Annotated in this window: 9 protein-coding genes; 5 read left to right on the plus strand and 4 right to left on the minus strand. The window is 48.8% G+C overall.

What is annotated here, in order from left to right; genetic code table 11:
* Position 1: 1 nt before the first annotated feature.
* The 5 genes from dptG (at position 2) to J9885_RS04310 (ending at position 11,269) form a co-directional block, all read left to right on the plus strand.
* The gene (gene dptG, locus J9885_RS04290; protein ID WP_210548200.1) at positions 2-1,330 is read left to right on the plus strand and encodes a DNA phosphorothioation-dependent restriction protein DptG; all 1,329 of its coding nucleotides are present in this window, start codon (positions 2-4) and stop codon (positions 1,328-1,330) included.
* Positions 1,311-6,422, plus strand: a complete 5,112-nt coding sequence (gene dptH, locus J9885_RS04295; RefSeq protein ID WP_210548201.1) for a DNA phosphorothioation-dependent restriction protein DptH — start codon at positions 1,311-1,313, stop codon at positions 6,420-6,422. Before dptG ends, dptH begins: the two co-directional genes overlap by 20 nt.
* A gap of 70 nt (positions 6,423-6,492) precedes the next feature.
* Positions 6,493-8,592, plus strand: a complete 2,100-nt coding sequence (locus J9885_RS04300) for a DEAD/DEAH box helicase family protein (protein ID WP_210548202.1) — start codon at positions 6,493-6,495, stop codon at positions 8,590-8,592.
* A gap of 197 nt (positions 8,593-8,789) precedes the next feature.
* On the plus strand, positions 8,790-10,811 hold the full coding sequence (locus J9885_RS04305; protein ID WP_150388944.1) for an AAA family ATPase: 2,022 nt from the start codon (positions 8,790-8,792) through the stop codon (positions 10,809-10,811).
* Positions 10,811-11,269, plus strand: coding sequence for a hypothetical protein (locus J9885_RS04310; RefSeq protein ID WP_150388945.1), 459 nt, complete (start codon positions 10,811-10,813; stop codon positions 11,267-11,269). The genes J9885_RS04305 and J9885_RS04310 overlap by 1 nt, the downstream gene beginning before the upstream one ends.
* Positions 11,270-11,370: 101 nt before the next feature.
* Here the strand turns inward: J9885_RS04310 and dndE are convergent, their stop codons facing one another.
* The 4 genes from dndE to dndB are packed head-to-tail and all read right to left on the minus strand — an operon-like array spanning position 11,371 to position 16,442.
* Positions 11,371-11,718, minus strand: a complete 348-nt coding sequence (gene dndE, locus J9885_RS04315; RefSeq protein ID WP_150388946.1) for a DNA sulfur modification protein DndE — start codon at positions 11,716-11,718, stop codon at positions 11,371-11,373.
* Entirely contained in the window at positions 11,718-13,736 is a 2,019-nt protein-coding gene (gene dndD / locus J9885_RS04320) for a DNA sulfur modification protein DndD (protein ID WP_210548203.1), read from the minus strand. The genes dndE and dndD overlap by 1 nt, the downstream gene beginning before the upstream one ends.
* Positions 13,726-15,360: a DNA phosphorothioation system sulfurtransferase DndC gene (gene dndC / locus J9885_RS04325; RefSeq protein WP_210548204.1), complete on the minus strand. Its 1,635-nt coding sequence runs from the start codon at positions 15,358-15,360 to the stop codon at positions 13,726-13,728. Before dndC ends, dndD begins: the two co-directional genes overlap by 11 nt.
* Positions 15,357-16,442, minus strand: coding sequence for a DNA sulfur modification protein DndB (gene dndB, locus J9885_RS04330; protein ID WP_041209432.1), 1,086 nt, complete (start codon positions 16,440-16,442; stop codon positions 15,357-15,359). Before dndB ends, dndC begins: the two co-directional genes overlap by 4 nt.
* Positions 16,443-16,544 lie beyond the last annotated feature (102 nt).

Consider the following 16,544-nt stretch of genomic DNA (forward strand, 5'->3'; position numbering starts at 1 on the left):
CATGTCTCTGTATCCAATTCCTGTCAGATTAGCTCCGGTTGATAAAAACAAGCTCACCAACTACTGGCCCATTCGCAACAAAGGCAATGAGTTTGACTGGGATACCGTGACCGGTGTCGTGCTGGGGCTTTCCTTGCGCAAGCAGGTGACTGCCTATGAATTTGAGCAATTTAAGGAGGAGTGCAAAGCCCGGTTTGTAGGCAAGCTAGATGATCCTGATTTTTGGCAGGTGCTTGAGCGAGCCTATTTTTCAAATGACTCACTCTTTAACATTTCACCGCTGTTCCTGTTGTTTAAGGCCAAAGGGAAGAAGAGTGGACAAGCCGATCTCAGCGCACCAGATACGCGATTGTGCAAATTGTTTGCAGGCCTGTTGGGGGATTTCTTTCTTGCAGATGCGCTCGATGACAAGCTCAACTTTGTCGAGCAAGAACTGTTGTCAGTTTTGCAAGGTAGGCTGCAAAGCGGCAGCCTGGTAAAAAATGAGGATGAGCAACCTTATCTGCCGTTTTTGAATGCCGTATTTCGTGAAGATATTCGCTTTTTGGCTGCACATCCCCAATATCTGCTGCAAGCCTTGCCTAGCACACTCAAGCTGTATGCCTTTGCTTACTGTGCTCAGCTGGCGCTGAATGTGACCGACTGGCAACATGAGCCCCAAAGCAAGCCTCTCTACTTTATTCTCGATTCGGAAAAGGCCAGCTCTGAACGTACATCGGTAAAGCGTTCTGGCTACAAGCTGCTGGCTGCGGCCAGCGAGCGGGTTTTCCCGCTACTTTCCGCCCTTGACGTGCTCCAGTTGCCAGGGGATGCCAAGAAAAGACCGCTCTGGCAGGTTTATCGCGATGCCACGGAATATGCTGACCAGACTCAGTTGCTGGAAGATTTGAACAACTATCTGCAGGCCTTTAGAGAGAAGCGCGGGTTACGGCCTGAGCGTCCTCTCACAAACGGCGTGGCAGAAGCCTTTGAGCAGCTCAAAGAATTGGCTCTGGAGCAATTCCGTGATGCCAATACCTCCCGTGGCGGCGTGAACAAGAAATATGTCAAAGAGCTGGAAGATAAGCTGCTCAGTGATTTTATTCAGGCCCGGGGGGCCGCTGGCCGCACCCTGGTACTGAATCAGGATCAGCTGTTGCTGTTGACCAATCTCACCATCGGCAAGGCCGATAAGCTGCGCCTGCACGATCTGCGTAAAGGCTTCGAGCTGCGCGGTTTTTATCTTGATAACCAGTCATTGCAGCAACTGGTCAGCTTCTATGAGCGCATGGGCAATGTAGAACGAATGAGTGATAGTGGAGACGCCGTATATGTCCGCAAGACCCTTTGAGCATTTTCTGGCCGAACGTTTTATCGAGTGGGTCAGTGCCGACATTGAGCCGGGCTCTCGTTACCAGTTCAAATCCCCCAGCGCAGAAAATGGTTTGGTGCTCTATCAGTCACTGGTGACCTTTGCTGCTACAAATACGCTAGCTACGGCCGATGGCATTGACCTGCCGTATATAGAGTGCAATGGCGTGCGGGTTTTGCCTGTGTTGCATGGTGAGGCTCCGGGATTTACTGAAAACTATATTTCCCGTTTACGTGATCTGGTCGCAGGGCGCAGTGCAGAATTTGAAAAAGCAGCCCTGCTCATTATCCACAACAGCATGCTGGATACCCTGATCAACAGTGCGCTTGATTTGGGGGCGCCCGGTGCGGTCTGGCATCCGGATAGTCTCTCGCAGCAGCTTGGCGCACTGATTGATGTCGGCAGCAGTAACAAGGAGCTGTCAGCCTGCCTGCTTGAAGAGCAGCTGGCCCTCATCACCGAAGAGGGGGCGACTGTATTTGGTTTTGCTCCTCTGTTTAGTGCACTTGATCAAGATGGTGTTCTGGAGTTTGATGAGCTTCAGCTATTCAATGACCCGGTCATTTTGAGCTGGAGTGGCAAGAAGGCCCAGATCAGCAAGCGGCTCCAAGCCAACCGCAAGCTGCGGCGCGAGATTGAAGATGCGGTTGAGCATTATGATCTCGATCAGCTCGAGAGCGTCCTGAAAGAGTTCAGCGCCAAGTTTATCCGCCAGCATTTCCAGGATGAGAGCTGGCGTGATCTGGAATTCGAGGCCTACCTCAAAGAGATTGAAGCCAACAAAGCGCAAAAGTTGCTATTGGAAGAAGTGGCCGTTGACAGCGGTTCACTGCAACAAAGAGCCAAGAGCCAGAGCAAGGCGGGACAACGCGACCTGAGCCTGCTGATCCAGCTCCCGCCGGGAGAGAAAACCCTCAACCTCTCTTTTACCTTCATCGGTAATGATCTGGACGAGAGCCAGTTCAAACTGATGCACAATGGGCCGCTAAAAAATGCGGTCACTTACTCTGTCAGCCGTGTCGGAGGTAAACGCTGCTGGGCGACGGTGACCTTGCCCGTCACAGGAGAACCCAACTTTTTTAGCCTTGAGCTTAAACGCGATAACCGCTCCGAAGAGTACAAGTTCCGCTGTCTGGTGGTAGAGCAGGGAGATTTCTATTTCGATGAGTTGCTGCACTGCTTCCGAGTGGATGCGGGCAAGAAGTGGCTGACCCTGCTGCTGGAAGAGAACAAGTTCAAGGTCAACCCAGAGCAAGACGCCATCATGCATCTGGTTGACGATGAGGGGGAAGTGGACTGCAGCGCCTGTGGCTGGGTGAATTTTGATACGCTGGCCGAGCAGAGCGAACAGATCCAGTTTGAGCTGGTCAATGGCGAGCGTCGCTTGCCCATCAATATTGAAGGCCCGGCCGCCGATGAGAGCATTTGCGTTCCGTTGCTGTTTGACAGAGATCGTTTCGCCAAGCTGCTCAGAGATGACCGTAATGCCGAGTATCTGCGGGCCAAAGGCAAGATCATTTTCGATAACAGCGAAAGTGGCGTGGTTGGGATCCGCCAGCAGCTGCTGAATCTCGAAGCTCGGATGGTTGATGAGCGGGCCTTGTATATCGGTTTGAGCGCCGACCCCATGCCACTTGCGGCGATTAGTGCAAGGTTCCCTGATTTGCATGGCGCTTATGCCGCCCTGCTTGACTATCTGCAACACCAGAAAACATTGCCGAGCCTGGTGGCCTGGGGCGACAGCTATTGCGCCCTGGTACAGCGGGTGCTGGATGCCTACGAAGCGGCATTAAGCGAGATACCAACCAATGCGGTGTTGGCGCTCGAGCACAAACAGTTGATGCGCATCGGTCTGTGCCGCCAGGATGAGTGGCAACGCCTAAGCCCGCTGCACCCCTTGGTACTTGCCTATCACCTGCAATTGGTGGCCGAGATAAAAGCCGATCGCGATGAAGATGGCGTCAGCTCTTTTGCCGAATTGCCAGAGGTGACCCGCGAGCGCCTGGTTGCATCTGGCTTGCTGCCTTTCGTTTATGACAATGACTCTGGCTACGCCCATCTGCTGCCGGTGCGGGAGAACAGCTTCTGGCTCGATGTGGTGCCACAAAAGCAGGAGAGCTACAGCTACATCAAGCGTCTGGTGCGCGACAAACTGGCCGAGTTTACCCAGGCCTATTCCCGACTGTTCAGTGCCGGGGCCAAGAGCACCCTGATCGTCAATGCCATCAATCAGGCGAGTGCGGCAGAGCTCTTCCTCGGTTTGATCGAACACTTCAAGCTGCACAAAGAGCAGGCGATCGCCATCCATGTGAACTTCTACGATGAGCGGTTGCAATTCAATGACTTCGACCGCTTTGCCGAAACGGCCGCTTATGACGAGCTGAAAACCTGGCTTGGCTTGAACACCACTGCGCTGCGTGCTGAGGCCGATATGCTGATCGATCTGATCCGCAGCCGTCTGACCTACAGCAAGTTCACCCTGCCCAACGAGCGCGAGCAGTTTGCCTATGCCCATCTGGCGTTCTTCCGCAACCAGGAGCCGGTAGAGTGCCATCCCATCAATACCGATGAGGCACTGAGTGGTGTGCTGTGTGATGGTTTGATCGCCGGGGAAGCAGCTGAAACGAAAGGGGCGGCCTATTTCACAGCCTTTGGTCTGCGTGGCGTGCCCTATCAAGGGGTACAGTCGCTGCGGGTGGCCCGCATGCTGGGCAACCTGTGGCAGCCGGCCAGCCAGAGCAATGCCCAGTATCTGGCAACCAGCCTGGGGCTGGCGGTCAGTGCCGATTTCAAGGCACTGCTGACCCGCTCTTATGACAGCGCACTGTGGACCACCATCATCGATCCCAAGGTGACCCTCGATTTCTTCACCAGTCAGCAGGATGTGGTGCTGATCCACTACTCGGATCAATACACCAGTGCGGCCGGTTACGATGCCATCACGGTGACCAAGCAGGTCGACCTCTTTAAACGCTTGCTGCAAAAAGAGGGTCATGGACAAGGGGAGACGCTGCTCTCCGAATTCAATGCCTTCAACGGCGAGTGGCTGCTCAAGATGCTTACGGCCAACGACAAGGAGCGCAAAGAGAAGAACGGCATCATCGGTGCTTACAAGTTTGTCTCGGCCTTGTTGCGGCATTCTGATATCTGCTGGGTCCCCCTCTCCGTGGCCGAGATGATCCGCGTCTCTGGCAATGTTGGCCTCAAGATGAGCGACAGCGAGTTCTCCCGTCAGGTGCATGGGTATCGCAAAGGGGCCATTTCCGATGACGTGCTCTTTGTCGGCTTCAAGGGCAAGCAACTCTATTTGTTGCCTCTGGAGGTCAAGACCGGTGTCAGACCTGACTTTGCCTATGCCGGGCAACAGGCGCTGGAGCTTAAACGTTACCTGATGGAAGAGGTGCTTGGCCCCAACACTCTGGCCGCACGGCTCTACCGTGGTCTCTTTATTCGCCAGGTGCTGATGCAGGTCGACAAGCTTTGCCTCTATCAGGTGATGCAGCCAGCGCAGCTTGCACCGCTGTTGATCGAGCGGGAGTGGTGGCTCAAAGGGGAATATACCCTGGCCAGCGTGCCCGACTATCCCGAAGGCTTTGTGGTCGCCCATATCGAAAGCGACAGCTTCTTTGTGCCTCGCTACCAGATTACCGAGCGGGGGGTATTGCAGGTTGAACTGCCCTACGCCTTGCTGGGTAGCCTTATTCAGGCCTGTAGCGCCCCTGCGCTTGATGAGCTGGTGACCCTGTGCCATGTAGACAAACAATATCTGCTGGGGCCCAGAGAAGAGGTGGCGGAGCCTGAATCTGGCTCTCAACCGCAGCCAAAAGAAGGGGGCAATGAGGCGGTGGATATGGCGCCAGTGGCACCAGCCACTGATATCCAAAACACCGATCCGGTTACCCCAATAGCGGTGGAAACCGGACTGACCGGCGAGCCGATAGAGCCCATACGTATCCTGTTTGGCCACGAGGCGCTGCGGCAAACGCCGCTCTATTGGGAGCCGACCAATACAGCCCGCTTTATGAATACCAATACCGGCATCATTGGCACCATGGGCACCGGCAAAACCCAGTTTACCAAGTCGCTGATCACCCAGCTGATGCGCCAGCAGGACAACAACGTCGAGGGCGCACGGATCGGCCTGCTGATCTTCGATTACAAATCTGACTATGTGGATGATGCTTTTAGCGAGGCAAACCAGAGCAAGCGGCTGCGGTTGTATCGCCTGCCGTACAATCCGCTCTCGCTCTATGGCGATATGCCGATGCTGCCGGTGCATACCGCGACCGGGTTTGCCGAGACCCTGGCCAAAGCTTTTGGCCTCGGGCCCAAACAGCAGCTGCGACTGCGCAAGTTGATCCTCGATGCCTATGAGCTGGCGGGAATCAGCAGAGCTGATGCCAGCACCTGGTCAAGGCCTGCGCCCACCTTGGCTCAGGTGTGGGATCTCTATCTTGAGCAGGAGAAGGTAGAAGAGGACTCTCTCTACGCGGCGCTCGACTCGCTGGTCACTTACGAGATCTTTGAAACCATGCCGGATAAGGTGAGCTCCCTGTATGAGCTACTCGATGGTGTGACGGTGATCGAGCTGGCGGGCTACTCACCCCAGATCCAGAACCTGGTGGTAGCCCTGACGCTGGATCTCTTCTATTCGCAGATGCAAAAACGCGGTAAGCCGCAAGTCAACGGCGATTATCGCCAGATCACCAAGATGCTCCTGGTCGACGAGGCCGACAACTTTATGTCGCAGGACTTCCCCAGCCTGCGCAAGATCCTGAAAGAGGGGCGCGAGTATGGGGTAGGGGTGATCCTCTCAACCCAAGACTTGAGTCACTTTAAAACCGGGGAAAACAACTACGGCTCTTATATTTTGACCTGGGTGGTGCATCGCGTCGCCGAGATCAAGAATGCCGATATCAAGGCCATCTTTAATAAAGATGATAAGACCGAGCAAGAACAATTAATGGAAACCATCCGCAAGCTGGATAAGCACTTTAGTCTCTATATTGATGGAGATAAAAAGGTATCTATGATGCGGGATAGAGCGTTTTGGGAATTAAGCTATGAATAGCTCTATGATATCTAAGACCTTTTTTGTGAAATATTGTATTGAACTACAAATTTAAAATAGCGATAAAAATATGCTGAAACAAGCGGGTTTACGTTATACATATTCGTCTGAAGATAGTTCTATAGTAAAAGATTTTTATGTGCCTGCGCTGAAAAGCAGTTGTTATTACGACCGAGCAGTCGGTTTTTTCTCCTCCGCATCGTTAAGCATTGCTGCACGTGGATTAGCTCCGTTGCTGCAATCCGGTGGGACCATGAGATTGATTATTGGTTATCCTGTTAGCACAGAAGACTTTGATGCGATCCAAAACGGTATAGGTATCGGGCCGCATTTGACTGTTATACAGCAGAAATCAGCAGACTTCTTTGCCAATCTGCAAACCAACCTAGAGTGCCGTCGCTTCGACACCCTATCTTTTTTGGTAGCGACTAATCGTTTACAAATCCGTTTTGCATTTCGTCCAAGAGGCATGTATCACGAAAAAATTGGAATTATCCGTGATGCTGCTTATGACCGTGTAGCCTTTATCGGTTCGGCAAACGAAACTGAAAACGCACTATGCGATGATCTAAACTCGGAGTCGATAAACACCTATTTTAGTTGGGATGAGGCAATCTACAAATGCTATGGCCTAGATATTGAAGACCGTTTTGAAAGGCTTTGGCGAGATGAGCTACCGGTTACTAAAACTGTTCCAGCAAGCGCAGAATTCATCGCACAGCTAGCTGCATACCATGATGGTAAGGATGTAACGCGCATCATAAATGAGTTACAACAGCTTGAGCAAGATATTCAGGAAAAGAGTTGGGAACCATTCCGTGAACTGCCAGAGTTACCGGCATTCATCGGTCGCCATAAGTATCAGCTTCGAGAACATCAAAAAGAGGCGTTAGCTTCCTGGATCAAGCAGAAATATCACGGAATACTAAAATTAGCTACCGGGGCGGGTAAAACCATTACTGCCCTGCACGCCAGTACAGTGCTTTCAACACATAAACATTTTGCTCGTGGATTGTGTGTGGTGGTGGCGGTGCCTTACCAAGGATTAGCAGAGCAATGGCATGAGGAAATGAAGGCATTTAATATCCATGCTCTACTTTGTTATAAATCGCAAAATATTTGGTTGCAAGAATTTAAAAACAGGATTGCGGAATTCAATATTGCCACCACCCAAACCTTTTTGGGAATTGTCGTGGTCAATGACACATTAAAAAAGTCAACATTTCTGGACGAGATCAATAAAGTACCTTCAGATAGACTGTTATTTATTGGTGATGAATGCCATAACCATGCGAATTCTAGGTTGATAAATATTCTGCCTAAAGCTAGGTTACGGTTGGGTCTTTCTGCTACTCCGTGGACTGACAGTGAAATAGATAAACGAGATATTTTGACTGGCTACTATGGTGAGGTGGCTGCTGAATATGGTCTTAAAGAAGCGATTGATGACAAGGTGTTGTGTCCTTATGACTACTTTCCCATTATCTGCGAGATGAATAATGACGAGGCCGACAACTATGAGGCTCTGTCCGCGAAGATCGCCCAGATGGAATCGATAAAAGAATCCGGCGGTATAGTGAATGAAGATGTATTAATGCACCTTTATCTCAAGCGTACCCGTTTGTTAGGTAATATAATTTCAAAAATTGAGCATTTGGATCGACTAGTCCAAGAAAAAGGGGTGCAAACTCATACGTTGTTTTACTGCGGTGAAGGAGGGGGAGATAATAATTTTGAAGACGATGAGAAAACAATTGATGAAGTCACCAAGATTTTACATCAAAGAGGTTGGCGTACTTCGAAATTTACCAGTGAACAGTCGCTATCAATGAGAAAGCAGATCATGGAGAATTTTAAAAATGGAGAGATCGATGCTCTAGTTTCTAAGCGGGTGTTAGATGAAGGAATCGATATACCAGCCTGCAGCCAAGCTTTTATCATGGCAAGCTCACGTAACGAACGACAATATGTACAGCGACGCGGTCGGGTGTTGCGGCGAGCACCTAATAAAGACAAGGCTGTTATCTATGACTTTGTAACCATCCCCCCTGTTGGTCGAAAGCATCAAAATTGCTTTGCCTCGATGATGCAGCAAGAATTACGCCGGGTTGAAGATTTTTCCTCACTAAGCCTTAACAAATTGCGCATGGACTATGACAATGAATATTGATGAAGTAAAAAAGTATCTAAATGAGTTAACTGATAAGCCAGATCTGCTTGATAGTAATTTGAGCATCCATGAATTGACGATCCACGAGATTATACGTGCAGAAAAAAAATATTCGTATGGGCTCGATAATACTACATCATCCGCTAGACAGGATGAGATTGAACGCATCGTATTACTGGGAATTGGGAAATATAACAATGAAGATAAAAAGAATTAAGTTAATTAATTTTCGCCAGTTTTATGGTAAAAATAACATCATTGACTTTTCAATCGACCCTGAACGTAATGTCACGTTGATACATGCAGAAAATGGTGTCGGTAAAACAACTTTGCTTAATAGTATTCTTTGGTGCTTTTACGATAAATTCACTGCTGATTTTGAACAGCAAAAAAATATTATCAATATTGATGCAGAGGCCAATGGGATTAATCAGTGTGAAGTAGAAGTGGAGTTTATTCACGAGGGGAAAACATATGGTGCTAATAGAAGATATGATGGGCAGACACAAAAGTCAACACTAGATTTATTTATTATTGATAATGGTAGCTATCAGCCAATTCGCAGTGAACGACGATTGCTTAATAGTGTCATTCCTGAAGACATGGCAGAGTATTTCTTATTCCATGGCGAAGGGATTTCTCAACTTCAGTCAAAAGAATCTAACTTTCGCAAAGCGATTCGGGATATTTTAGGTTTTACTTTAGCAGAGCAAGCGATTCATGATCTAGATGTAATCAAGCAAAAATGGAAATCTCGTCTCCAGAAGATCAATGCTAACCAAAATAAATTCATTAAAGCCCACTCGGAACTTAACAATCACGAGTCTGATCTGAAAGGAATGCAAGAAAAACAACAGCAACTTATGGAAAATATTAGTGATTTTAATGCAGAAAAGAGGAGTCTTGAAGAGGCGATAATCAATTGCAAGAATACTGATGCTACCGATCTGAAAAAACGCCTATCGAATACAGAGGATACCATCAGACGTCGTAATCATGATCTACAGCGTGAGAATAGTAAGCGGCAGCGCCTTATTAGTACCTATGGGTGGAAGGTTTTTGGAATTGAGCTAAGTGAAAGTAGCTTGGATTTTATCGATACCAGCACTCTGACCGGCAGAATACCAGCTCCTTATGATGAAACCCTGGTTAATGATATTGTGTCTTCAGGACTATGTATCTGCGGTCGTGATGTCAAAGAAGGGACCCTAGAGCACGAGAAAATTGTCGGTCTTTTAGATCGTGCTAATACACCAGAAATAAAGAATAACATAATGAAAGCTCGTTCTTTTGCTCAAACCATTGGTAATGGTGCGCAAACATTCATCGAGGAATACAACGATATTAATCTGGCTATTAAGAAGTTACATAATGAGCTAGCAAACCTTGGTGATCTTAGAGATGATTTAAACATCAAAATCGATGATATTGATGATACAATTCTCAAAGAATTACGAGCGAAAGAACGTGAAGTTGCATCTAAATTGTCTCGTGCAGAGGTATCTATTAATTCTCTAGTGAGGGAAATTAATGCCAAACTCGCTGTTATCCAACAAATTAAGCGAGAGGTGGAGAAGCACTCTCCGCAAGATGCCGAAAGCTATCAGATTTATCAATCCATTGCCTTTATCGAAGAGCTTATTAGCCTATGCAATGTTAAGCTAAGCGAGACAGAAACGCAGTCTAAAATACTCATTGCTGCAGACGTCAATGAGATTCTAAGTAAATTCAGCCGAAAAGATTTCTCTGTTAAGGTAAGTGATAGTTTTAACTTCGAGCTTATACGTGAAGGCGGTGGCATTGTAGCTAAAAGTAAAGGAGAGAAACTGCTTTTAAATTTGGCATTTGTCTCAGCCTTGATAAAGATGGCAGCCCAACGTAGTAAAGCGGAAGGCAAGTTTCTTCAGCCTGGTACTGTTGCACCATTTATCATTGATGCTCCCTTTGGTGAACTCGACGAGACCTATCGCAAAGCCACAGCTCGCTTTTTACCAGAAAATTCCGAGCAGCTCGTACTTTTGTTATCATCGTCCCATTGGAGGGGGACTGTGGGTGAAGAGATTAAAAGTAAGGTGGGCCGAGAGTACATATTGGTATCACACAAAAAATCTGCACGTGGTAGCAAACCGCTTGATGAGATTAATATATATGGAAAAGTATTCAATCAGTCAAACTACGACAGTGATTTTGATGGAACATCCATCCTTGAGGTTAAATAATGGCCACGATCTATATTGACAAAAAATACAGCAATCTGTGTGCCCAATTAGTGGATGACAAAGTTGCACAAACCGGCGAGAAAATATTTAATACCTATATGGATCTTTCGATATTCTCTGCCATGATCGCGATGGAAAAGGGTCGCATACCCGTGGAAAACAACGGGACAGAGATTCCAGATAGGGTGTTTTATAACAACCAGAAAGAAGGGTTAGTCTATCTTATTGCTCTTTTGGAGACTAAAGATCCCTATGTACTCAAGGATGACAAACAGTGTTGGAGAATTTTTCAAGAATACGTTAACACTGGTATGTCCGAGATTTCAAGTTGGTTGATAGATAATCCAACTGATGATACAGGTGTAGACACTTTACTTAATTCTATCGCTGAAAAAGCATCAGCACTACTCAATACAGAAACACAAAGTGGGGATATTCCAGAAATTGATTTTTTCTAACTTAGAAAGGAAAGTATTGGAGTTATATTGACTAGGTGTTTAGTGCTCCATGTAGAGTTGGTCATAAAATGACACCATATAGATGGTGTCATTTTATTTTTTCATAAATTATTCGTGAATGCGTTTAAACTTCTATGATTGCGTAATGATGCTATGCCATCCTCAACATGAGCCGCCCAGGCTTTTATCCACTCTTTATGATCCAGGTCAGGATAAATCATCTGGAGGGTGAGCTCGGTCACAACCAGTGTTTCTCCCAGCCAGGTTATTTTGTCGAGGACTAGGCTGCCATCTAGTTTCTTATGGTCAGGATGGTAGCGAAAATCAGTTTCCACTGAACGAAAAAAAGCCAGGCGAGCTGCCACATTGGGAGTGATCCCGGTATTGGCTTTTAATCGTTTAAGCTGCTCTTCCGTTTGGCGGGTGAGTTGCATGCGATTCGGGAGCATTAATAAACCTCCTTGGCTTGCACTTGGGCAGGACTCTCTTTCCAGAAGTAGCCCTTGGTCAGTTTTGATGACTTGGTCAGCGCATCAAAGCGGATCTGATAGGCATGAGAGATATCATCCACCAGAGCACTGGCAAAATAACGTTCATCCACTTCTGTATCGGTCGACAGCAATATCACCTGATGACTGGCAAAGGGGAAGTAGTGATGAATTAGCTTGTCTCTATGGTGTGAGTCAAGACGCCCCAGCGGGGTATCAATAATGACCGGCAGTTGTCGACCAGATGTTTTAGCCAAGGCTTCCAGGATCGCGATGGCATAAATTTGCTTCTCACCAGCAGAGAGTGACTTTCTATTGATAGCTATCCCAGCTTCGTCTACCAGCTCTACATCAAAGGTGTGAGGATTGATCCTGGCCTTAATCTGCAGATCTTCTTTTCTGGCCAATTTTCGGTAGGCCACTTCAAAATTCTGCTCCAGCGTTTTAACCCGAGCTTGGGTCAATACATCGCTGTACTCATCCAGTAAACTGATGGTCTCATTGGCATATTGCACGGCACTCACGGCACCATATTGCTCTCTGGCTTTATCATGCAATCTTTGGATCTGGCGGGCGCAATCCAGTTGACTCATTACCGCTTGTTTGGCTTGTTCCAGCAGAGCCTTGTATTTGTGGCGCTCTTCTTGCCGTTGATTGTCCATGTCTCGCAGGGTTTGGAAAATATCCATCAGCTGCTCATCATCAGGTGCTCGCTCAATATTGCTGGCTGCTTGCTCCAGTTGATGTTCAACCTCGGCCAATTCACGACGTTGTGCATCAAATTTGCTCCAGGCCCGTTGGCAATCCTCACTGATTGCCGCGATGATGACGTGAGTCTCGCGCTCAGAGATGTCAAAGAGGACTTCACCTTGCGGCTTGTTGGCCATAAAGCTGTCAAGCTGCTCTTCGATCGCCTGGGTTGTGATGGCCAGCGTCTCTTTACCTTTAAAGCCGATATTGGCTTTAAGCTGTTCGAGAAAAAGATTGAGCTCTTGGGAAAAGCTGCGAGCCCTTTTTATCTCTATTTCTCTGGCCAGCTGTTGCTGCAGTTTGGCCATGGTGTTGGGGGCCAATGCAAAGGGGAGTGATCCATCACATTCATGGCGCAGACTCTTTTCAAGCTGTTCTTTTTCTTTTACCCGTTCAGCAACTTTCTGCTGCTCCTGATTTTTTGTCCGCGCAAAAGCACCGCCTTGTGCTGCCAGCATGGCTTCATATTTCTGAATATCCTGGGTAATAAGGCCAATCCTTGCCATCACCAAGTCAGCTTCAAATCGATAATGCTCGGCCTGTTTGGCAAACTGCTTTTTATTCTGCTCCAGCTCGGCCAATTTGTGCTGTTGTTGGGTGCCCAGCTCTTTGGCTCCTTGCTGCTTTAAATAGATGCCAAGGTCGGTGCGCAGTTTGGCGATCAGGTCAAGGCCGAGCAGGCGGCGTACCGCGGTCTGCAGAATCTTGCCCGATTCATCCTCTGCCAATGAGGCGATCTTTTCGCCATCAAAAAAGAAGAGATCAGCAATACCGTGCGGGATTAACTCATTGAGAAAACCCTGGCACTGTTCATAGTTAAGCTCGTCCAGCTCGACTCCGTTTTGCAGCAGTTTGAGTCTATCTTTTTTATTGCGATTCCAGCTGCGAATAACGGTAAATTCAGACTCAGTGCCCCCCTGGTTATAGGTAAAAACCAGCTCGATAGAGGCATCTTTAGGTTGTTGAGAGACACTGACACCGTTATGGATAAGTGCAGTAAGTTGGTCAATATAGTCCTGATTGTGGATGAGGTTATCAAAGGCCAGGCGTCCATACAGCGCTAAACGGATGGCTGACAAAATCGACGTTTTGCCAGCGCCGTTGAGGCCACCGAACAGCACGATAGGTCTATCAATGTTCTCATTTCCACGTTTTTGTGGGGTCAGCTCTATTTCGTGGTGACCACGAAATACACGAAAGTTATGCAAGACCAACTTCTTAATGATCATTTTTTACTGCCTCACTAAACAGTGCTGCCATATCGTCGGCTTGTGCCAATTGCTTTTGCAATCCAGCAAGCGACTGTTCAATTTGTTCCACTTCTTCTTGATAGAGATCGCGCTCATTGCGCTTTTGTAATTGTGCCTGTTTCTGCTCAATGGCTTCGAGGCTGCCCCAATCCTGTTTCAGGATGGTTCCTATTTTGGCGAAAACGCCTTGGCGGCGGCTAAGCCCTTCAAGGGATATTTCGAGCTCTATCAGCTTCATCACCATTTCGGGCTCGACATCATAGCCCTGGCTTAGTTGTGCCAGCAGTTCGGCATCGCTGGCATTGAAGCGTGACTGATCGTCGATTAGCCAGTCGAGGTCTTCGCCATACACTTCCCGATATATAGCTGGCAGTGAGTCATTCCAATCCGGTTCGTTAGGGTCGGTTAACCACTCCTGGCGAATCGCATGTAGCTCTGGCTTGGTGATCAGAGTAATGGCGTGGCCACGCAAGTTGAGGTCACGCTCCATCTCCAACAGCTCTTTAAGCCATTCTTGGCGGTATTTCAGCCAATAAGGGCCGGGAACGTGCTTGCGCTCTGCGCTAAGCTCTTCACCCTCTTTGGCGTATTGGTAGCTCACCTTGCCGGTGCGGCGCTTGTAGTTACGGTAGGTATCTTTTTGCGCAGGGTCTGTGGTCAGAGCTAGCTGATTACGAAACTTGAGCAGGGGTAGCATCCAGTCTTCGCCGTTTTGGATCAGGCTCTCCATGGCTCGGTCTTTGGTGACCACGGTACAGGTCCAGCAACCAAAGCGTGAATTACCACAAGAGGGGGTGCTGTCATCAATGACCAATGGACATTCACCCTGACCCGAGGAGTCCATATAAAGAGTCCAGAGCGGGCGATTATTGCCGCCCCAGGGATTTTCCCACTCTTCCACATCATCCGGCGCGTATTTGAAGGCGCCGCGCAGCAGTTTCCAGACATCCTCAACATCCCAGGTGTCGATAGGGGTGTAGATGAAGGCATTGGCCAGCGTGGTATGGCGGGCAAGACGGGTTCCATCAATCTTGTGCTTGGCAATGACCTGGGCACGGGAAGCACTCTCGCTGCTGCGAGAGCCAAGCACAACGATCACCTCTTCAAACTGGCTGACCTTGTCTTTGATAAAGTCACTGACCGGGTTGATCTTCATTCGCTCGGTACACCAGCGGAAGCTGCGAGTCGGGGCAGGGTAGCCTTTGCCGAGCAGGTTTACCCAAAACGTCTCATGGGTTTTGGGTACGACAGGGTGAGAGGTAATGGGTAACGCATCGCGTTTGGCGCCCTTTTCGATTTGATCCATGGTCCGAATGATCAAATCGACGACAACAGGGGTCTCGACCAGGGTGTCTGATGAAACGACAAAGACATCTTTGTGGCGCAGTTCAGGCGGTAACCCCAGCAGTGCCAGATAGACCAGCGTCAGCACAGCAGAAGAGTCTTTACCTCCGCTATAACCAATGACCCAGGGACGTTTGTCTGCGCAATAGATACGTTGTACTTCAGCTACATACTCTGCCAGTGGGCGGCCGGCAAAGGGCTCGGTATTGATGAAATCTTCGTAATCGGCCAGATCATGGGCCTGAATCAAGGGGTTCATTGAGAGACAACCTGAGCTTCAAGTACCTTCTCCTCGGGAGTGAGGGGGAGGTTGAGTGATGTTTTAAGTGCGTTGCAGGTAAGCTGGAGCGCGGTGGTTGACTTGCTTAGCTTGCCATGCGACATGGTTCTGCGAATCCATTCCGGGTTGGTTTTGCGCCAATCAATGGTTTTGAGCTTACCAAGGTCTGCTTGCCAGGTATCAGGATGCTCGCTTATCAAAAAGCGGCCGAGCATCCCGAGAGCTTGCAGGCCGACCCCGTGAGCATGGACATACTCCTGCCGGAGTTGGGCTGGCGATACTTCTTTACGACTGGCCATCTGCCAATCTGGCATCTGGTCGTAGACCGCTTTCCAATAGAGAGCCGCCAGCTTGGCCTCTTCATCTGTGCAGCCCTCTTTAGGCCCCTTGCCCAGTAGGGCCCGAGTTGCCTGCTTGATGCTACTTAAGGTGAAGAGCTTGCTGGAGAGCTGGGAGATGCTCGACTTTTCCATCTCAGTAAGCCCGACGAAGGGCTCCATGCTAGTAGCCAAATGGCGAGCAAGCTCAGAGCCTTGATCTCTATGGTCATAGAGCGTTGACAGTGACGGACTGGGTTTGACCGCGTACTTGTTGAGATCAGCAAACATTTGCTGGCTTCGGGTTAACCCTTCGTCGACAAAGAACAAGACAGGGATGTTGTCCTGACCCAGTTCGGGGCGTTCTACCAACGCCTCTTCGATAGCTTTGCGGCGGTGCTGACCATCGTTGATCAGGATCTGTGCATCCATGGGCACCCGTAAAGTGCCCAGATTGTTGGAGCCGGGGTGCTCAGCAAACTCGACGTCAACAGCAATTGACGCAGTCAAGGCAGAGAATACGTAATCCTTGGGATTCTCCAAGAGGTATCGCACCATTTCCGGGATCCGGGATTTGTTCAATGTGCGTTGAGCCCGCAATTCAGGGGGGACTTCGCTCTCATCGAAGTTGAAAATTTTGGGGATGATGCGCATCGGGCAGGTCGCGATATAGAAGGGGCGACCGGCTTGTATCCCACGCACTGCGGGGAATGAGTAGCAGTAGTCAGCGTCGAAGTGGTTCATGATGATGCTCCTGACTAGCCCTATTTGAGCTCTGTGTTTACGTCAAAATTAACGTAACCACGTGTTGTTATAAGACTGTAGATTAGGTTTTAGCGAGGAGTA

It is taken from the genome of Aeromonas sp. SrichE-2G (genome assembly GCF_017939565.1).
GTDB classification, from domain to species: domain Bacteria; phylum Pseudomonadota; class Gammaproteobacteria; order Enterobacterales; family Aeromonadaceae; genus Aeromonas; species Aeromonas taiwanensis.